This is a genomic window from Streptomyces seoulensis, assembly GCF_004328625.1.
In the GTDB taxonomy this organism is placed as follows: domain Bacteria; phylum Actinomycetota; class Actinomycetes; order Streptomycetales; family Streptomycetaceae; genus Streptomyces; species Streptomyces seoulensis.
The window spans coordinates 2,103,414-2,121,382 of sequence record NZ_CP032229.1 but is presented as its reverse complement, the minus strand read 5'-3'; the positions used below and the strand labels follow the sequence as shown (position 1 = coordinate 2,121,382).

At 66.2% G+C, this 17,969-nt stretch carries 26 protein-coding genes; 18 read left to right on the top strand and 8 right to left on the bottom strand.

Features of this window, described 5'->3' with window-relative positions:
• Positions 1-52 precede the first annotated feature (52 nt).
• The 4 genes from D0Z67_RS09945 to D0Z67_RS09930 all read left to right on the top strand — a co-directional run bounded on the left by D0Z67_RS09945 (position 53) and on the right by D0Z67_RS09930 (position 2,513).
• Complete coding sequence (locus D0Z67_RS09945) at positions 53-340, top strand: hypothetical protein (RefSeq protein ID WP_031182364.1); 288 nt, start codon at positions 53-55, stop codon at positions 338-340.
• Between the two features lie 253 nt (positions 341-593).
• Complete coding sequence (locus D0Z67_RS09940) at positions 594-1,082, top strand: DUF5949 family protein (RefSeq protein WP_031182363.1); 489 nt, start codon at positions 594-596, stop codon at positions 1,080-1,082.
• Between the two features lie 98 nt (positions 1,083-1,180).
• Complete coding sequence (locus tag D0Z67_RS09935; protein WP_031182362.1) at positions 1,181-1,663, top strand: tyrosinase cofactor; 483 nt, start codon at positions 1,181-1,183, stop codon at positions 1,661-1,663.
• Positions 1,647-2,513 carry a tyrosinase family protein gene (locus D0Z67_RS09930; RefSeq protein WP_031182361.1) on the top strand — a complete coding sequence of 289 codons (867 nt, stop codon included), beginning with the start codon at positions 1,647-1,649 and terminating at the stop codon, positions 2,511-2,513. Before D0Z67_RS09935 ends, D0Z67_RS09930 begins: the two co-directional genes overlap by 17 nt.
• A gap of 74 nt (positions 2,514-2,587) precedes the next feature.
• Here D0Z67_RS09930 and D0Z67_RS09925 read toward each other — a convergent pair whose 3' ends face one another.
• The 4 genes from D0Z67_RS09925 to D0Z67_RS09905 all read right to left on the bottom strand — a co-directional run bounded on the left by D0Z67_RS09925 (position 2,588) and on the right by D0Z67_RS09905 (position 5,148).
• Positions 2,588-2,878, bottom strand: coding sequence for a chaplin (locus D0Z67_RS09925; protein ID WP_031182360.1), 291 nt, complete (start codon positions 2,876-2,878; stop codon positions 2,588-2,590).
• Between the two features lie 188 nt (positions 2,879-3,066).
• On the bottom strand, positions 3,067-3,450 hold the full coding sequence (locus D0Z67_RS09920; RefSeq protein WP_031182359.1) for a DoxX family protein: 384 nt from the start codon (positions 3,448-3,450) through the stop codon (positions 3,067-3,069).
• Between the two features lie 556 nt (positions 3,451-4,006).
• Positions 4,007-4,165 (bottom strand): hypothetical protein, encoded by a 159-nt coding sequence (locus tag D0Z67_RS30130; RefSeq protein WP_234312844.1) that lies wholly within the window; start codon positions 4,163-4,165, stop codon positions 4,007-4,009.
• A gap of 227 nt (positions 4,166-4,392) precedes the next feature.
• A complete protein-coding gene (locus tag D0Z67_RS09905) occupies positions 4,393-5,148 on the bottom strand; it encodes a GntR family transcriptional regulator (protein ID WP_031182357.1) in 756 nt (251 codons plus the stop codon).
• A 79-nt stretch (positions 5,149-5,227) separates the two neighbouring features.
• Here D0Z67_RS09905 and D0Z67_RS30125 point away from each other — a divergent pair, with 79 nt between their 5' ends.
• From D0Z67_RS30125 to D0Z67_RS09865, 6 genes are all read left to right on the top strand, one after another.
• On the top strand, positions 5,228-5,506 hold the full coding sequence (locus D0Z67_RS30125; protein ID WP_031182356.1) for a hypothetical protein: 279 nt from the start codon (positions 5,228-5,230) through the stop codon (positions 5,504-5,506).
• 517 nt (positions 5,507-6,023) lie between these two features.
• A complete protein-coding gene (locus tag D0Z67_RS09885; RefSeq protein ID WP_031182355.1) occupies positions 6,024-6,248 on the top strand; it encodes a hypothetical protein in 225 nt (74 codons plus the stop codon).
• Positions 6,249-6,256: 8 nt separating this feature from the next.
• The gene (locus D0Z67_RS09880; RefSeq protein ID WP_031182354.1) at positions 6,257-6,988 is read left to right on the top strand and encodes a GntR family transcriptional regulator; all 732 of its coding nucleotides are present in this window, start codon (positions 6,257-6,259) and stop codon (positions 6,986-6,988) included.
• 95 nt (positions 6,989-7,083) lie between these two features.
• The gene (locus D0Z67_RS09875) at positions 7,084-7,287 is read left to right on the top strand and encodes a hypothetical protein (RefSeq protein WP_338058802.1); all 204 of its coding nucleotides are present in this window, start codon (positions 7,084-7,086) and stop codon (positions 7,285-7,287) included.
• Between the two features lie 407 nt (positions 7,288-7,694).
• Positions 7,695-8,453, top strand: a complete 759-nt coding sequence (locus tag D0Z67_RS09870; RefSeq protein ID WP_031182352.1) for a DUF6928 family protein — start codon at positions 7,695-7,697, stop codon at positions 8,451-8,453.
• Positions 8,454-8,659: 206 nt separating this feature from the next.
• Positions 8,660-9,145 carry a hypothetical protein gene (locus D0Z67_RS09865; protein WP_131589629.1) on the top strand — a complete coding sequence of 162 codons (486 nt, stop codon included), beginning with the start codon at positions 8,660-8,662 and terminating at the stop codon, positions 9,143-9,145.
• A 625-nt stretch (positions 9,146-9,770) separates the two neighbouring features.
• Here the strand turns inward: D0Z67_RS09865 and D0Z67_RS09860 are convergent.
• From D0Z67_RS09860 to D0Z67_RS09845, 4 genes are all read right to left on the bottom strand, one after another.
• The gene (locus D0Z67_RS09860) at positions 9,771-10,613 is read right to left on the bottom strand and encodes a hypothetical protein (protein ID WP_131589628.1); all 843 of its coding nucleotides are present in this window, start codon (positions 10,611-10,613) and stop codon (positions 9,771-9,773) included.
• A gap of 7 nt (positions 10,614-10,620) precedes the next feature.
• Entirely contained in the window at positions 10,621-11,496 is an 876-nt protein-coding gene (locus D0Z67_RS09855; RefSeq protein ID WP_031182351.1) for a DNA adenine methylase, read from the bottom strand.
• Positions 11,496-12,845 carry a ParB N-terminal domain-containing protein gene (locus D0Z67_RS09850; protein ID WP_131589627.1) on the bottom strand — a complete coding sequence of 450 codons (1,350 nt, stop codon included), beginning with the start codon at positions 12,843-12,845 and terminating at the stop codon, positions 11,496-11,498. Before D0Z67_RS09850 ends, D0Z67_RS09855 begins: the two co-directional genes overlap by 1 nt.
• Before the next feature lie 280 nt (positions 12,846-13,125).
• Complete coding sequence (locus D0Z67_RS09845; protein WP_037775457.1) at positions 13,126-13,590, bottom strand: NUDIX hydrolase; 465 nt, start codon at positions 13,588-13,590, stop codon at positions 13,126-13,128.
• Between the two features lie 18 nt (positions 13,591-13,608).
• Between D0Z67_RS09845 and D0Z67_RS09840 the strand changes: the two genes are divergently transcribed.
• The 8 genes from D0Z67_RS09840 to D0Z67_RS09805 all read left to right on the top strand — a co-directional run bounded on the left by D0Z67_RS09840 (position 13,609) and on the right by D0Z67_RS09805 (position 17,900).
• On the top strand, positions 13,609-14,388 hold the full coding sequence (locus D0Z67_RS09840) for a GntR family transcriptional regulator (RefSeq protein WP_031182348.1): 780 nt from the start codon (positions 13,609-13,611) through the stop codon (positions 14,386-14,388).
• A gap of 138 nt (positions 14,389-14,526) precedes the next feature.
• Entirely contained in the window at positions 14,527-14,883 is a 357-nt protein-coding gene (locus tag D0Z67_RS09835; RefSeq protein WP_031182347.1) for an SCO3933 family regulatory protein, read from the top strand.
• Positions 14,884-14,885: 2 nt separating this feature from the next.
• Positions 14,886-16,241: an FtsK/SpoIIIE domain-containing protein gene (locus D0Z67_RS09830; RefSeq protein WP_031182346.1), complete on the top strand. Its 1,356-nt coding sequence runs from the start codon at positions 14,886-14,888 to the stop codon at positions 16,239-16,241.
• A gap of 75 nt (positions 16,242-16,316) precedes the next feature.
• Positions 16,317-16,520, top strand: coding sequence for a hypothetical protein (locus D0Z67_RS09825; RefSeq protein ID WP_031182345.1), 204 nt, complete (start codon positions 16,317-16,319; stop codon positions 16,518-16,520).
• Positions 16,520-17,182 carry a DUF2637 domain-containing protein gene (locus D0Z67_RS09820; protein WP_031182344.1) on the top strand — a complete coding sequence of 221 codons (663 nt, stop codon included), beginning with the start codon at positions 16,520-16,522 and terminating at the stop codon, positions 17,180-17,182. Before D0Z67_RS09825 ends, D0Z67_RS09820 begins: the two co-directional genes overlap by 1 nt.
• Positions 17,183-17,201: 19 nt before the next feature.
• Positions 17,202-17,393 carry a mobile element transfer protein gene (locus tag D0Z67_RS09815; protein WP_031182343.1) on the top strand — a complete coding sequence of 64 codons (192 nt, stop codon included), beginning with the start codon at positions 17,202-17,204 and terminating at the stop codon, positions 17,391-17,393.
• A gap of 12 nt (positions 17,394-17,405) precedes the next feature.
• Positions 17,406-17,561: a hypothetical protein gene (locus D0Z67_RS09810; RefSeq protein WP_107059610.1), complete on the top strand. Its 156-nt coding sequence runs from the start codon at positions 17,406-17,408 to the stop codon at positions 17,559-17,561.
• Positions 17,562-17,585: 24 nt separating this feature from the next.
• The gene (locus tag D0Z67_RS09805; protein WP_031182342.1) at positions 17,586-17,900 is read left to right on the top strand and encodes a hypothetical protein; all 315 of its coding nucleotides are present in this window, start codon (positions 17,586-17,588) and stop codon (positions 17,898-17,900) included.
• Positions 17,901-17,969: the final 69 nt, after the last annotated feature.

Sequence of the window (17,969 nt, the reverse complement as noted above, 5' to 3'; positions counted from 1 at the left end):
CATGGCGTCGGAACACCCCGGGGCGACGCGAGTTGCCGAGGAGAGGAACATGATGAAGTCCCTGAAGGCCGCCGCCGTCCTGGCCGGTTCCATCGCCCTCACCGGCGTCGCCGCGCCCGCGTTCGCCTACTCCGGCGACCTGACGCCAAGCAGCCTGAACGGCGCCGTGGACCAGATCGCCAAGGGCGGTCTGAAGGTGCGTGACGTGATGCCGCTCCAGCACCAGTCGGACGCGCTGAACACCGAGAACAAGGACTCCGTACTCAGCACCGTCAAGGGCGCGACCACCGCCCTGAACACGCACAACCCGATGCTCGGCGGGCTGCCGCTGCAGAGCTGAGCGAGTGTGGCCAAGGGAGGGCCGGACCGCGCCGCGCGGACCGGCCCTCCCTTCGTGTCCGTGCGCTCGGTGTCCGCCCGCTCGGTGTCCGTGCGCTCGGTGTCCGAGTGATTGGTGTCCGAGCGCTTGGTGTTCGAGCGCGTCGCCCGGTTTCGAGGCCGCTTCCCCCGATCGTGTGGAGCACCTCCCGGCCGTCCCCCGGACGAGTGAGCGGCCCCCCGGTCCGCCCGCCGGCCGTGGATAGGGTCGCGCGGTGACCTCAACCACAAGCGAAGCCTTCCGCGCCGCCGAGCTCGGCACCCTCGTCGTCCTGGCCTGGAGCGGCGAGGCCCCCGACGGCGGCGACATGCCCTACCTGCTGGCGTACTCCCTCGGGGACGCCGAGGGCGGACCGCGCGCCACCTCAGCCGCCGTCACCCAGCTCCTGGAGATGAACGGCCTGACCATCGGCACCGTCGTCGACGGCGCCACCCGGCCGAGCCTCCCCGTCACCCTGCTCGTCGAGGCCGGCCAGGCGGTCGTCCGGATGCCCCAGCTCGTCGCCCAGGCCGACGCCCCGCCGGAGTGGCTCGACGCCGTCGCCCGGCGCGGCCACGCCTACCTCGTCTTCACCACCCGCGCCTGGCCCGAGGGCCGCCCCGGTGTGACCGTCGACCCCGCCGCGCTGGCCGCCTTCGCCGGCGCCGACGAGACGCTGATGACCGCGGCCCACGTCATGCTCCCGGCCCGCAGCCTGCGCTGACTCCTGCTCGCCCCCCGGATGGCCGCTGTGCGGTGACCCCGGGCGCCCTCGCGCGGTTACCGCTGTGACAAGCCGAACTGCGGACGAGGGAGTGAGTGATGGTCGTCGGTGCCGGTGGTGTGGCCGTGGGGACGGAACGGCAGGTCAGAGGGGGTAAACCGTCACGGCGGGAGGTGACGCGCGGCCTGCTGGCCTCGGTGGCCGCCCTGGGACTGGCCCCGGTGGTCGCCGCGTCCCGCCCACTGCCCCCGGCCGGGAGTGCGGAGGACAGGGCCTTCGACGAGACCTACCGCGGCCACCGCATCCAGGGCTTCCTGGTCCCGGCCGCCGCGCGCCGGGCCGACGAGGGCGAGTGGCAGATCACCGTCGACGGGCGCCCGCTGCACCTGATGCGCCGCGCCGACGGCACCTGGATGAGCATGGTCGACCACTACACCTCGTACGCCACCCCGCTGGAGGCGGCGCGGGCCGCCGTGGACGAGATCGGCCCCGGCCAGCGGCTGCGCGAGATGGCCCCGGGACCGGTCGGCGGCGGGCACACGGGACACGGGATGGGGGGCGCGCATGGCGTACGTGCGTAAGAACGCCGCCGCGCTCACCGCGAACGAGAAGCGGCGCTTCGTCAACGCCATGCTGGAGGTCAAACGGCGCGGCGAGTACGACGCGTTCGTGCGGACGCACATCGACTACTACACGGCGGACGGCGAGAAGGGCCTGCGCGCCGCCCACATGGCCCCCTCCTTCCTGCCCTGGCACCGGCGCTTCCTGCTGGAGCTGGAGCGGGCGCTGCGCCGGGTGGACTCCTCGGTGACCGTGCCGTACTGGGACTGGACCCGCGACCGAGGTACGGCCTCGGCGCCCTGGACCAAGGACCTCCTCGGCGGTAACGGCCGCAAGAGCGACCGGCAGGTGACCACCGGGCCGTTCGCGTACGCGGCCGGGCACTGGACCATCAAGGAGGGCATCACCGACGGCAAGTACCTCACCCGCGACCTCGGCCGCGCCGCCTCCCCGCTCCAGCTCCCCACCAAGAGCGAGCTGCAGTGGGCGCTGGACGACCCGGCGTACGACGTCTCCCCGTGGGACTCGACCGTCACCCGGGGCTTCCGCAACAAGCTGGAGGGGTGGGGGACGGGCGGCGGCAGCGCCTCCTGGCACAACCACAACCGGGTGCACCGGTGGGTCGGGGGCGTGATGCTCGGCGGCGCCTCGGTCAACGACCCGGTGTTCTGGCTGCACCACGCCTTCATCGACTACCAGTGGTACCGCTGGCAACAGGCCCACAAGACCCACCGCTACCTGCCGGCGACCCAGCCGGGCCCCGGTGACAAGCAGCGGGGACGGGTCGTGGCACGGCTGGACAAGATGCCGCCGTGGAACGTCACGCCGGACTCGCTGGAGGATGTGAGCGGGATCTACAGGTACGGGTGAGGGGGCGTTTTCTGGGGGCATGCGAAGAGCCCCGGCGCTCAGGGTGCCGGGGCTCTTCGCGGAGGGGGCGGGGCTCAGTTGCCGTAGCCGTAACCCTCGGGGGCCTCCTGCATGGGCGCCGGCGTGCTGACGTTGGCGCAGGTGTTGCCGAAGGCCGGGTTCAGCAGGCCGACCACGTCGATGGTGTTGCCGCACAGGTTGACCGGGATGTTGACCGGAACCTGGACCACGTTGCCGGACGCCACGCCGGGCGAGCCGACGGCCGCGCCCCCGGCGGTCGCGTCGGCCAGCGCCAGACCGGCGCCACCGACCATCACGGCACCGGTGCCGAGGGCCACGACGGCTGCCTTCGCAATGCGAGACATCACGTTCTCCTTATGTCGCTTGTGTCGCTCGGGGGGAGTGGAGCGGCCGAGATCGCCGCCGCACTTCCCGTACAACGGCGCGCGGGGGAGGGGGTCACGGGGGAAAGGTGGGGGATCACCCTTTTACAGGGGGTGAATCTGGGGCTGGGGTGATTAAGGAGGATGTGTCCGAGGTGGGAGGCGCCCGATCATCCGGTGAACGACTCCGGCCCGAACCGCCCCCAGGCGATGAAGGCGGCGAGTGCGAGGTAGGCCAGGTTCAGCACCACGAACCCGAACTCGCGGCGCCGCCCGTGGGTGACCATCGCCCCGATCATCAACAGCACCCAGCAGGCGGCGGTCACCGGGACGAGGACGGGCACGCGGTCCAGGAGCGCGGGCAGTACGAGCCCTGCGGCAGCGAGCAGTTCAAGCACCCCGAGCACCTTGACACTCCGCTCCCCGACCCCCTCGGTCCACCCTCCCCCATGTACGCCGGCCAGCTTCTCCTTCGCCACAAAGGTCTTGCTGACGCCTCCGACGAGAGCCACAACGGCCAGCACCCAGGCGCTGATCCAGAGAGCGAGGTCCATCCGTGCCACTTCCCTACCGGTCGAGGTTCCTTCCGGTGGGGAGACGGTCCGGCCCGGCGATCTGTGACATGCCCGCCTCAGCGGACCTCGTGAGCCCTTCCGACGACCCGCCCACGTCAGCGAAAAAGCTCCGGAACAGGACACACCTCCAGCCCCTCCTCCGGCCGGTCGACCCAGCCCCACCGGACGTGCCGACGGCCACACCGCCAGAGCAACCGGCAAACCCGCTGCCCGTCGTCCACCCGCCTCGACAGCACGAGGCCACCGGCCTCCATGGGCAGCCCGCAGGTGGGGCAAGCGGGAACATCGTCGGGGCTCATACGGCGCAGGCTAAGGGGGCGGCCGGCCTGAACCTCCCCCGACCAGCAAAAAGCCCTCCCGAGGGAGGGCCAGAAGACGCGCCCCCGGCAGGACTCGAACCTGCGGCCAAGCGCTTAGAAGGCGCCTGGTGTGATGACGTTCGCCCCCTGGATGACCTGCGCGTTTTCTCACCTTTGGCACCACGATGCCCGCCCTTCGACACCCATTCGACAGTGCACCAGAACCGGCGTGCTGCTCAGTCGCCGGCGAACCATACGTAACTGCCCGCGGTGGAGACACACTCCTTCAGCACCGACGCGAGATCATCCAGCGCCGCGCGCTGCCGCTCGTCCGCGCACCGTTCCCTCAAGCCTGGCACTTCGGCGAGGGCAACTTCGGCGTCCTGCTCGTTCATCACCGTGTCTCCGTAGAGGTCGACAGCGGTAAGCCGCCCAGGGACACCGAGACAGTGAAGCGCGCCCAAGGCATCGGCCAACGCATCACCGTGCCCGTAAGACCCGCGCAAGAACGTCGCGCGAGACTTCTTCCAGCTACGAGTCGGCCGAGCAGAGTGCAGTTCCACATCGATCCCCATGCCCCCAATCATCCGCGCTGCCATGGGGTTTTGTAGGGGGTGACCGCTCAGCGGTTGATCGGGATTTCGTAGACGATCTCGCAGTGAGCGACGGGCACGACGATGTCCGCTGTCTCCACGGGCTGCCCTTGGTCGCTGTAGTACGTCCGCCGGATGTGTGTGACGAGCGCAGCCTTCTGGATGCCGAGTAGGGATGCCTCCTCGGCGGTCGCCTGCCTGGGCTCCGGCTGCTCCACCGCATGGCTGACGTTGATACCGATCGCGGCCATACGGTTCACGACCCCGGCGCCCGCGTGCGGCCCTCCCTCGGGAAGGACGACGAGGGTGCCAGCGGTGAGGTCGTACGGCTCCCAGCTCGTGGACAGTTGCACGGGCCTGCCGTCTGCCAGGAACTCGTAAGACGTCCGCACGCACAACGCGCCCTCGTCGACCCCCAGCCGCGCCGCGATGTCCGCGGGAGCCGGCACCTTGGCGTCCGTCCGGCTCTCCCAGTCGCCCTGTCTGCCGACGGCCTTCATGTCCGCCCGGAAAGGCGAGCCCGCGGGCTGCTCCCGCGCCGATGACCGTACGACCCGCACGCGCTGTCGTGGCTCGGCGACGTACGTGCCTGAACCGGCGCGGCCCTCCAGCACTCCCTGGGAGATCAGCAACTCTTGCGCCCGGCGCACCACGTTCTCGCCCACGCCGCATTCCTGGCCGATCTGAGCGCGGGACGGCAGACGGTCTCCCGGCTCCCACACACGTTCCGCGATCCGGCGCCTCAGCTCATCGGCGATGCGGAGGTACGGCGGTTGCTCAGACATATGGAAAATCTAGTCCACTAGCCCTAATCTAGTTAACTAGCTTTACTGAAAGTGATCGCCGGTTGACGGAGGCTGCCCTGTGCCCGCTTCGGGAGTTCGCGCGGAGGCCATCGCCGCCCGGCTGTCCGCCCTCGGATTTCTCACGCGAGTGGAGGAACACCCCCGGCACACGACGGCCGCAGCGGAGATGCCGGACGACATCTCCGCCGAGACATGGCGAGAGGTCCTGGACGCGGTGTCTGCGGCCGACCAATTCGGCCTCCTCGCCACCAGCTTGAACGCCCGCACACTCTGGGCGGTCGTACGCAAAGCGGTCCCCACGACGGGCGATGTCGGGGGACCGAGCCATCAGCGATAGGAGCTGAGCAGCGTGCTCAACCGTATCCGCCGTGCCCTTTCCCTATCTAGGGTGCGGACCTCGACCAAGGGCAGGCATCGCCGCCCCTTACGGCCCTCCGACCCGTCGGCCTCCTCCCTCGCGCCCACCGACGCATCGACCGTCGTCCTGCGTCGGCCTTCCACAACGAAGTCTTGTCTGGCTTCCCTTGGGGGTGAGGAAGTCGCCCTGGTCCGCCCGTACGTGCTGGCATGGGAGAGGCGCGCACGGCCGCGCGCTCTGGTTGTCGTCCCTCACCTCCCCGCCGAAGCATGGTCGGCCCTTGCGGGGGTCCACTGATGCCGCCCTGCCGACAGTCATCGATCACGGAAGGCATGCCGGGCCCCTACCGCTCGACTGCGTGCCACATCGGTACGCACTCCGCTTGCGTGGAGTCGCCCCCGGCACCGGCACCGATCGATCTCCCGGTGATCTACGAAGCGTGCGACTGCCTGTGCCATCGGGCCGTCGACCTGCCTGCGCCCGTGGGGGTGACGCGGTGAGGCCCCCGATCGCCGGCAGCGCACCGGTAACGAGCGTCGAAATCACCGCCAGCACGGTGCAGCGCGGCGACGTCATTCAACTCGGCGGCTGTGCCTGCCGCGTGAGCGATCTGCTCCAGCTCCCACACGGGGCGAAGCAACTGGTCTTCGAGTCGGGCGAGCTGCTGACCATGCACACGCGCACCCGACTCGTCGCCGCGCGGCCGATGAGAAGGCGGTGATGGTACTGATGCCTCCTCGCCACCATGACATCGCCGACGATCTACGGCGGCAGATCACCTCCGGCCGTCTCCAAGCCGGCGAACGACTGCCGTCTGAGGTGGCCTTGGCTGAGCGGTACGCCGTGAGCACGGTGACGCTGCGCCATGCCCTCGCAGTGCTCCAGGGCGAACGCCTCGTAGAGAAGATCCACGGCAAGGGCAACTTCGTCCGACGGGCACCACGCAAGATCATGTACGTCGGCGGCTGGGGAACGCTGGACCCATTGACGGCCACTGGACCGGCGTTGCACATCACCGTTCGTAGCGCCACGGTCTCGGCCCGCGGCAGCCTCGCAGCTCTCTTGATGGTGCCGACAGGCAGCCCCCTTGCGGAGCTCTCTTGCCTCAGCCTCGACGGCGAGACGCCCCAAGGACTGGCCCGCATCTACACGCCACGAGACCTGGCGCCAGCCGGAGTACTCGACCACGACCCCGCGCGCCGAGAAGCGCTCGCAAGATTCGCCGTCGTCGGTCCACCACCGGCCGCCATCCGGGAGACGGTCTGCGCTCGCTCAGCGACACCGGACGAAGCCTCGGCCCTGAAGATCCCTTCCGCGACGGCTGTCCTCGCCGTCACCCGTGTCGCCACCGACTTCACTGGACGCATCACAGAGGCCGCTCTCCTGGCGTTTCCGGGAGATGGCGTCGACGCGGTCTTCACCTCCCACCACGTGATCAACGAGAGGCATCCCTCGCCATGACAGCCCCGAGCGAACTCCGGCTTCTTCCTTGGGTGGGTCCGGAAGACAAGCCCTGCTACCTGAGCACCGACGACCGTAGTGGCTACATCTCCCGCTTGGCAGACGACGTCGAGTCGGCCCAACTCGACTTCGCTACTGAGTTGCTGGACCAAGTCCCGGACACGCTCGACGACGCGGGCGCGGAACCGGACGAGATCCGCAGCCTGGCACGGGACTTGGCCAGTGCACTGCGCGACGTCTCGCGGGTCGCAATCAGCCGAGGCTGCCTGTTGGCTGTCAGCGATCCGCACAAGCTCTGAAGACTGCCACGAAACGGCGCCTGCCAAGACAGGTCCATTCGAACGGAGGCAGGAGCCTAGGCATCAACTGGGTTCCTCCCTTCGTTCGTTGGGCGGATCTTGCTCGACTTCCTTGTGCCTCAGCGACCAGCAGCCTGACGCATGCCGACGGAAAGAAACACCCCATCTTGCCGTACGGCCACCCCTGGGCGGAAACGCGTTGAGTCTGAGCGCTCTGAACTGTTACTTCGCGGCTGCGGGCTGCGCTTCGTCTGTCACTGTCGGTCGCCGTTGGTCGGCCTTGGGTGCCCTCGCACGGCCCAGGGACGGCCCAGCCCGACCCGCGCGGACCGAGCGAGTCGGCTCCGTTGTCGGTGTGGGCGGCTACCGTGCATCCGCCAGCGAGGGCAACACCATGGGGAGGGGCTTTGGGAGCCAAGACGGGATTTCTGGTGTACGCCGATGGCGACGTGCCGCGGCTGCTGCGCGAAGTGGGCGCAGCGGATCTGGAACAGACCGCCAACATGATGCGGCGGCTCTACCCAGGCTGGGAGATCGAGGAGAGCAAGGGCTCGAAGCTCAGCGGCGGCGTTTACCCGCCGGAGGGGACGGCTTACGCGGCCAGCTGGCCGGGCCTGGAGTTCATCGGTGACCAGAGGGTGATGATCGACGCTCCCTCGGAACTGCCGGAGCACCTCGTGGCGGCAAGCGCCGGCCGACGGCTCGTGCTTCACGCCATGCACAGCGCCGTGGACTGGCTCGCGTTCGCCGTATGGGAGGACGGTCGGCTCGTCCGCTCCGTGAGCCTGTCCCCGGACAGCGGCATCATCGAGAACATCGGCGAACCCCTCCCCTTTGAGCTGCCCTACTGGTCCGGGGATCGCCCGGCCGACGTCATCCCCTGGCCGGACGAGGACGAAGAGCCGTACCCACTGCCCTTCCACCCCTTGGAACTTGGCGAAGACGCACTGCGAGCACTCTGCGGCTTCGTCCTGGAGGGCCACCTCGAATCGGACGACATCGACGCGGACAACATCCACCTGCACGGATTCCGGGTCCGGGATCCGCACGGCCTTGATCCCGCAGAGCAGCAAGCGGTGCTGCAAGGGGCCATGGAAGCCATGAGTCCGCCGCGCTTCTTCACCGTGAGCCCTGACGGCTCGCTCATCGAGCGCGATGGCCTTTAGCTCGGGACTTCTTCGTCCCGAAGCAACTTGGGTGGAGGCTCGACCTGCGGCGAGTGCGTCTTTCACCTGCGGCGGTGATCCGCGGGCGTCCGTGCTTGTCCGCCGCTGTCCGCCGGCGTTGTCACGCAGTTAGACACTCACCGCCGGATCGCACGATGCGGCACAGCCGTGGCCGGGTCGGGGCTGGCTCAGTAGAGAATGGCACGGTGGACGTAGCTGCGGAATTGCGCGCTCTTACTGGCTCTCTGTCGCGAGAAGACGGGGTCTTCGGCCGCGTGGTCGACCAGGCAGGCGGATCCGTTCCGGGACTCGTTCGCCAAGTGGCCGCCGAGGCCGAAGAAGCTTGGAAGCAGTATGCAGTGGAAGGTGCAGTTGGCCCGGACACACCAGTAGAGATCGACGACGCACTCTTGCAGATCGATGCTGAGCGCGCAGCGGATCTCTTGACCTACCTGGCGACCTACGACCTCGTGTTCCCGGGCCCAGCACGCCGAAATTGCGCCCACGCCCGTAGAGCGGCGGAACGGGTTGTCCGTCTGCTGGGCTATGAGGCCGCCTGGTACACGAACATTACCGACCTCTCGCCCGGAGCGCGAGCGTGGAACCCGGTCACCCGGCATACCTTCGATGGGGTCGTTGCCGGGACCGGCGGGTCCTTCACCGTGGTGTTGCTGCAGGTTGGCGAGGACTGAGTCCCGCTGGCACTCTGCCGCTGCCGTGTCAGCCATGGCGTTGTGCCAGCACCGCTTTAGGAGAGAGGGTGAGGCGTCGGGCCGGTGACCTGCGGCTTCGATGCCTGACGCGATGCGCAGCAACTCGACCTTCAGACACACTCGTTGACCGTGGCTGACCGCTGCGTCTGGCACGGCAGTGGCACGAAGCTCAGCCGACGAAAGCCAGCCACGACGGCGGGTGCGCCAACGGACCAGGCGCGCGTATGCGTCGCTGCACCCCCACAGACCTCAGCCACGCTGCCAGTGCCGTCGACCAGAGCACGCCGCGACGGTCGGCACGTGACGATGGCGCCAGAGCCCTTCGCTTGGGAAGCGGCATGTGCCGGCCCTGTCGATAGGGAAGCGTCCTGGATCTCCATCGCTGGCTCATCGGCTGGTCACACGCTCGACCCCAACTTGCCTTGAACCGAGGAGACCTGAGGTTTGGCCAGGCCGCATCAGGGTATGCTAATGTGTTCTGCAGATGGGGTGCGAGGCCTAAGAAGCCCGTTGTGGTTCACGACCGCTGGCATCCACAGAAGAGGGAGGTCCGGGTTCGAGTCCCGGCTGGTAGCTTAACTGGGAGAGCGCCCTCTTTTTACTTCTACCATCCTGCTCTCTGTATTCCTGAAGCGATTTCTGCTTCCGTCAGATTGAGCGGTTGGTAGTAGGTGCGAAGGAATCCAGTAAGCTTCCTCTTTCGCTGCGAGAGATGATTCAAATTCGGATGCTCTGCAGTGAAATCAATAAGGGCGCAGTCCGTCCAAATCTCTCGCGGTAGTCTATCTCTGAGTGCGAAGTTCATTTTCTGTGAGATCCGCTTTGTCACCGCGAGAGCCAAAATGAGTTCGCCGTGAGAAAAAGTAACCGGAACTCCTAGCGTGACTCGAGCAGATGGATGCTCGCCAGCAACTTTAATCCAATCAGCGAGCGCGTTAGGTGAAAGGTTATTGGCTGCCGTTACGAGACCCTGTTTGGGTTTCCCTCCCGCGTGAATCACGGCATTTCGCATCTGGCGAATCAAATGAAACTGTTCCAATGGTTCTCTCGGGAGCTGCTGACCCGCTTTTTGCTCGAATAGTCTATGCATTGATGAGGCATTAGTACCGGCAACCTCTCCGCGGGTCGTTAAACCTGCTTTGATTAACAGCCCGAAGCACGTCTGGACGAAGTCCTCGTGAATGGCAAGCGCATAAGGGACAGCCATGGCGCTTAGGTGTTGCTCAGCGTCAGCGAGCAACGTTCGGGCGTTCGCCGTGGTGAGATTCATGCGTTGAATGTGAGGGACAGCAGGAAATATTTCAGGCAGAAAGCGAGAGCTGCCGTCAGTCAAACGTAGCGTGTTCTCTGCTAGTCGTGAGCCGGCCAACAAAGCCATCATGGCATCACTGGCCTTAATTCTGTCCTGCTCGTAGGCCCGATACTCAGGGAAGTGTACGACGCTCATTATGCCCTCAACTCATCAACCACAGATAATCGTCCTTCCCGATGACGCCATCGAAATCAGGAATGCTGAGACTGTTGCTGAAAACAGCGTACTCAACGCCTAGGTGCCGTACCTGCGCACTATGAGCTATCTCAAATTGCATACACCGGTGATCAGGGTACAGGCTATCCGTAATGCGACTTTCGGCGTCATACGTCAAGAACCACTTGATGGGACTCTTAAAGAGAACCTGTGCTAGTTCGCTGTGATCCTCGGAGCTGAGGGAATCCATGTACAGCCGGTCGCCCTGTACTAGATATGGCGGATCAACGTACGCCAAGACATGCTCTCCCAAAGACTCCAGACTGCGAACGTGCTGCCGGCCGTCTTGCTGCGACAGAGAGACCCTGTCTCGGTAAGTCCCCAGGAATTCAATTCGCTCCGCGAGTGCCTCACGATTGAAGCGTGCATCAATCTTCCATTTTCCGGCTTGCTCGTAGCCCCCAATGGGGCGAGCTCTGAGAATTCCTGACCTGTTGCAACGGTTGAGGAAGAAAGTGGCGAAGCCCAAGTCCAGGTCTGTCTTGCCGATCGGACTGGCGTACACTGCGGCGGCTTTGTGCCAGCCATCGATCGTGACGTCAGCGCTGCGTACCATGGCTGCAAGGTCGCTGGTAGCACCGAAAACGCTGCGCCAGAAGGCGGCGATACCTGGGTCGGCGTCATTCAAATGAATGTGATCTACGCTGCCGTCGACTAATAGCTTAAGTGCCGCGCCAGCGCCTCCACAGAAGGGTTCTGCATAGTGGGTAGGTCGCGGTCCCTGCGAGTCTATTAGATGCTTTATGTAATTCGCCAAGCGGGCTTTTCCGCCCGGGTAGCGAAGAGGGCTGATATATCGCATCACTTGGGATTTTCCCCCAAGTATTGATCCAACTTCATGAGCATGGGTGTATAAACCGCACTTAGAGTTGTGATGTCCAAAATCATGGGATGCACGTCCCACTGATGGATGAAGCTATGCAGGTTCTTCACAGACAAGGCGCCGTCGTTCTGAGACATCCTGCGCGCTTCATCGAGCTGCTTATCTGCATCGTCCGGGTCAATGTGCCGAAGAGCCACGCCAATGCGTTCTCTAAGTTTGTCCTGACGTCGACGCCATCCCTGTCGTTCTGCCGCCTCGGTCACAGTGATGTCGATTACAGCTCTGATCATGATGGCAGCGACGTTAGGGGAATCGGCGATTACGATCTTCTTTGCTTCATTCAGTACCTTGGCGGTCCTAGGGCTGACATTCTTCAGAATGACGTTCTGGAATACCCGTTTATCCCTTTTGGGCGGGCTAGCGGCAGGCGCGGGTGCGGCTGGCTGCAATTCGGCACTCTTTGTCTCCTTACGATCTCCGTGATCCGCACTCTGTACCCTTGGGGAAATCAGGCGAGGTTGGGGGAGTCGCTCTGAGGCTTGTGGCAAGTGATCCTTGATCGCGCCAATGTAATCGCGGCGCTGCTCTTTGCTTTTTACTCGAGTGACGGAGAGGTGCGTCGCTAGATCGGAGAAAAGCTTGCGAACTGAGCTGTGCATTACTTCTGGGTCATAGTCGGCCAAAATGCCGCTATTCTGAAAATCGAAGCCTAGGGAGTTTCGAACTTTGGGATCAGACAGTAGACGCGCCAAGGTGGTGAGCCTAGTTGAACGGACCGTCGCTATATCCTGCAGCAGGCTACTGTCGGTGCTATACCACTCCGAAACCTGTTCGATAAACCGGAGAGCTCTAGCAGTGGCATTTTCTTTCTGAGCGAACCGAGTCTTCTGTTCGGAGGTCCACGGCACTACTCCGACACCTTCGGCTTCTCCAGTATGCCTGAGTGTGATCCAATGGTTTGCTTCCTCGCGACTCCTTGCGACTACACAACGCATGGTGCGAGGAATGGAGTGGCGACGAGCGATGATGCCCATCTGCTGGCGAATCTTGTGGTCATCCACTAGGGACGGGTCGGATAATGCTTTTAGGGTGGCCAGCCGACGATTACCCTCAATGACGACTACTTTGCCATCCTCGTGGACGACGATCGGCAACTCTGTTGGGTTCAAACCCTTTTCGGCAATATCCTGTGCTAGTCGCGCTAGCTTTTCAGGGTCCTTCTGGAGGAGGGCTGAGATAGCCTCACGTGTCGTTGGTGTGGGCATGGCGTGTCGGGGGTTTTGGCTGTCAAGGCTCAAGTCCGTCACCGAGAAGTCCCTCTGCTCCATGGTGATGATGTTCTCATTGGAACCGTGTCGAGCGGTAGCGATCTCCCGAAGGTCACCGTGAGTAGAGGTGAACAGGTGCCCGGTGCATCGGGTTTGGCCGATGGCTCGCCTCGTTCGAGGTCGGACATGGCCAGGGGGGACGTCGGAAGGCTGATCGCTGTGCAGGCGGCACGGGCGCCGGCCGGGCTGGAGCGGGACGAAGGCAGGAGCGCAGGCCCGGCCGGGGGCCGGGCCGCGCGCGGGGAGCGGAGCGAGCCGCCTTGATGAAGTAGAGAAAGTCTTATCCCTCTGGGATCAGGCGCTTGCCGTCATGGCTCCGCACATGCGGCCCGTTGCCGTCCAAGGCATCCAGCAGCCTGACCGCGAAGACCTCCGACATACGCTCGCTGACCTCGTCTGGCGTGAGCCACGAGACAGCCGTCGACTCGCTAGAGGTGCGCTCGATGCCGCCGGACGGCTTGCAGCGGAAGACCAGGGCCACGATGCCGCGGGACAAGTTCTTGTAGACGCCGGTCAGTTCGTCCACCTCGACGTGGATGCCGGTCTCCTCCAGGACCTCGCGGGCCACGCCGGCCTCGGGGGTCTCGTCGAGTTCGAGGATGCCGCCGGGGAGTTGCCAGGCACCGTTGTCGGCTCGGCGGATCGCCAGGAGGCGGCCGTCCTCGCGCACCACCACTCCGGCTACGGACACGGAGTGCAGGGGAGACGGGTTCGCTTCCTGTGGTTGACTCATGTAAAGGAGCATAGGAGGCAGAGAAGGACTATGGGAACTGCGGCGGGAGGGGTCGGTTCCGGGCCTCGGTACGTGCAGATCGCGGACGAGATCGTGCAGCAGATCCGGGCGGGAATCCTCAAGCCCGGTGACATGGTGCCGAGTGAATCCGAGCTGGTGGAGCGGTACGGCGTCTCCGGAGGGACGATCCGTAAAGCCATGGTCGAAGTGCGGGCCAGCGGGCTGGTCGAGACCCGGCATGGCAAGGGCTCGATTGTGAAGAGCCGACCTCCAGTGCGGCACCGGTCCTCGGACCGCTTCCGGCGCTCGCTTCGGCAGGGCGGGCAGGCGGCCTACCTCGCCGAGTCGGCACAGTCCGGCGCCACCGCCAAGGTCAGCGTTCTCTACATCGGCCCAATGGACGCCCCCGAGGACGCCGCCCAGCGTCTGGGCATCCCTGCCGGCGCGCAGGTGCTGGCTCGTCGGCGTCTCTACTTCCGCAACGGCACTCCGGTCGAGTCCGCGACGTCCTACCTGCCTTGGGGCGTAGTGAAGGACATCCCGGAACTGTTCGCCGAGAACCCGGGCGGCGGTGGCATCTATGCCCGACTGGAAGACCACGGACACGAGTTCGCGGAGTTCGTCGAGACGCTGCAAGCGCGGCCAGCTTCCAAGGCGGAGTCCTCGGAGCTGGCACTGAGCCCAGGGGCTCCCGTGGTCCACCTGATCCGCGAAGCCCGTACGACCGCGGGTCTCGTGGTCGAGGTGTGCGACACCCTCATGGCCGCTGACCAGTTCGTTTTCGAGTACCGGATCCCTGCCGACGACTGACGGTCGCTCAACTTCTCGCAACCCGTCGTGAGTTCTTCCTCGCGGCGGGTTGACTCATGTACAGGAGTCATGCACTCTTCTTCGTATCACTCATGTACATGAGTGCAGGAGTGCGGCATCTATAGAGGAGTGATCTCTGTGCGTCAGATCCCCGTCGACACCTCCGGCGCCGTCGTCATGGTCGCCAAGTCCCCGCAGGTCAAGGTCCGTGACCGCCGTACCGGTGAGATCGCCACCGACACCGAGACCGGGGCGAAGCTCATGACGGTGGACGTGATGTTCGCGGCCAACGAGGAGGTGGAGATCCTTTCTGTCACCGTTCCGGAGCCGGGTATCTCCGGTGAGCTGGCCATGGGTACGCCCGTCGCGCTCACCGGTCTGATCGCCCGGCCGTGGGAGAACGACTTCAACGGGCAGAAGCGGCACGGCATCGCGTTCCGCGCGGTCGCGGTCACGTCCCTCGCGGGCGCTGCCGCAGGTGCTGAGGCGGCCTGATCATGACCGTCTACGCGGTCTCCCTGGTGCTGGTCGCCGCTGCCGTAGGCGTTCTGCGGTGGCGGCGCCCCGCCTGGTACTGGTTGACCTTCGGGGTCACGCTGGCCGTGGTGCGAGTCCTGGTCCGGTACAGGTCGGTCATGGACGCCTGCGGGCTGACGGTTCCGGCCGCGCGGTGGCGCCTCGCCCTGGCGCGAGCCACCAACCGGCCGATACCGGAACCGCGTTCGCCGCGCATCCTGCGGATGAGGCCGACCCGCACCGGCCTGGTCCTGCGGCTCAAGCTGCGCCCCGGACAGGACGCCTTCGACGTCGCTGCCGCCTCGGACCGGTTACGGCACTCGTTCTCGATGTACGGCGTCGCCTCGCGGGAGCTCCGGTCCGGCGTCGTCGAGCTGCGGATGACCGGCTACGACGTGCTCAAGCGGGTGCAGATGCCGGCCGAGACCGACCCACGACCCATGCGAGTCCCGGTTGCCCTACGGCAGGACGGCTCGGTGCACTACCGCGACTACCGGGCGATACCCCACGCCCTCACCCTCGGCGCCACGGAGTCCGGGAAGTCCGTCTACCAACGCAACCTGGTCGCCGGACTCGCACCGATGGATGTCGCCCTCGTCGGTATCGACTGCAAGCAAGGGGTGGAGCTGTACCCCCTGGCCCGTCGGTTCTCCGCGCTGGCGGACGACGCCGACACCGCCGCTGAAGTGCTCGATGCCCTGGTCAGCCGTATGGAAGGTGTCTACCAGCTCATACGGTCTCAGCAGCGGATCACCTCTGACGTGCCGGATGCGGAGATCGCCGCCGACATCTGGGACCTCCCCGACGACCTGCGCCCGGTCCCAGTCGTGGTCCTGGTCGACGAGGTCGCGGAACTCGCCCTGTACGCCAGCAAGGACGAGGAGAAGCGCAGAGACCGGATCATCACCGCTCTGGTCCGTCTCGCCCAGCTCGGCCGCGCGGCCGGCATCTACCTCGAAATCTGCGGGCAGCGCTTCGGCTCCGAACTCGGCAAGGGCATCACCATGCTCCGTGCCCAGCTCACCGGCCGCACCGCCCACCGTGTCAACGACGAGACGTCCGCCAACATGGCCTTCGGTGACATCGCCCCGGACGCTGTTCTCGCCGCTATCCAGATCCCTGCCGAGATGCGGGGGCTCGCCATCGCGGGGGACTCCTCCGGGGGTTGGCATCGCATCCGCGCCCCGCATACCTCGCTCCGTCAGGCCGTGAACGTCTGCAACCGGTACGCCGAACGGACACCGGTTCTGCCTGAGCTGGCCGCATTCCGGCCCGTTCTCTCCGCCTCCGCCGCCGCGCCCGTGTCGCTGGCCAAGGCGTCCTCGGCCACTGCCTGACTCCTCCGGCCCCTTAGGCCGACCACTCCCGCGCCATGTCCCTACCCCGCCATGCCCAAACAAGGGAGAACCGTCATGTGCCCCGCCTGCGAAGACTTCGCCCGAACCGTGCTCCTGCTGGGTCAACTCGCCCTGTACGCCGACATGGACGGCGCCGACCTCGACTTCGTGGAGGTCGTCAGCCCGGGCCTCGCCGTGTCGTTGCCCGAGCCGCCGCCCGGCATGTTCCCCGACGGCTACGACTCCGACGGCGGCCCCGCCCGCCCTGGTGACTCCTGATGGGAGCCCGTCGCGGTCTCCGGGTCGACGCGGTCTTGGTCCAGGCCGTCATCGCCGGCGCCCTCTCCTTCGCCCACCTGCACGACCTGGCCGCCGCTGCCGGGCAGAACGGATGGAAGGCGTGGGCGTACCCGGTCAGCGTCGACCTGCTCCTGGTCGCCGCCTGGCGACGTCTGCGCAGCGAAGGACCGTCCCGGCTGGCCTGGTGCTGGTTCGTCGTCGCGCTGTTCGCCTCGCTCGGCGCCAACGTCGCCACTGCTGGGTTCCTCGACCTGGCGAACCCGCCCGCACTGCTCCGTCTTGGCATCGCCGGATGGCCCGCAGTCGCGTTTCTCGGCGGCACGCTCCTTGCCCACTCGCCCGAGACGGAGCCGAACCAGGCTCCACTGGCAGCCGTTGCCGACGCGCCGGAGGGCGAGCAGTTGGAACCGGAAGTAGTACCCGAGCCCGACGTGGTCCCCACTCCCGTCACGGACGAACCCGCTTCGACGTCGCTGGTGGCACCCCCTACGCAGATCCCCGCTGTCCTCATCGAGCACGCCCGCAAGGTCGCCGACGAGTACCGGGCTCGCACCGGATCTCCGATCGACCCCGACACCCTCCGATCCCGCCTCGGCGTCCCGTCCCAACTCGCTGACGCGATCGCCGCCCAGCTCGTCTGACCGGAAGGAGAGCCCCGCGATGCCTGCCCGCGAGAACTTCCACTCCGTGATGCGGATCGGTCCCGTGCAGATCGGGACGCACCGGGACCGCAGCGGCCGGACCACGTACGCCGCCGTCTGCACCGCCGACCGCTGCGGCTGGTCCGCCGACTACTCCAGCCAAATGGCCGCCCAGCTCGCCGCTCGCACCCACCGCTGCCACGTCCGCTAGGAGACACCGTCCATGAACGTCCCTCTCTGGCTTGCCCTGTTGGCCGTCGGTTGCCTCGGCGTCAAGCTCATCCGCCCGCCCTGGTGGCTCATCGCCGTGCTCCTCCTCGGCGGCTACCTCCTGGCCGACAGCGTGCTGGCCCCCGTCATCAACACCGCCGTCAAGTAGCCCGTCACGAAAGGAGAACCGCCCATGTTCCGGCCCAAGTTCCCCACCATGCCGCAGCCGACCAGCCTGCCCGCCGTGATCGAACCGACCAGCGTCACCGTCGGCAGCCAGGACACCCCGGCCCCGCCGTCACCTGTCGCCCCCGCGCCGGCCCGCCCGGTCGTCCAGCTCACGCCCGGCACCGCCCTCGCCTTGGTCGGCGGCGGTACGGCCGTCGTCCTGGTCCTCGGCACCGTCCTGGTCTCGCTGCTCCTGGCGGTCGCCATCACCGGTGCCTCGGTCGCCGTCTGCGCGGTCGTCCTGCGCTCCCTGCTCGCCTCGGACGCCAAGCGCCGCTGACCGACTCCTGGGCGGCCTCGATACCGCCAAGCATCCGCCGCCCAGGAGCCGTCCCTGTCCGATCTCTCA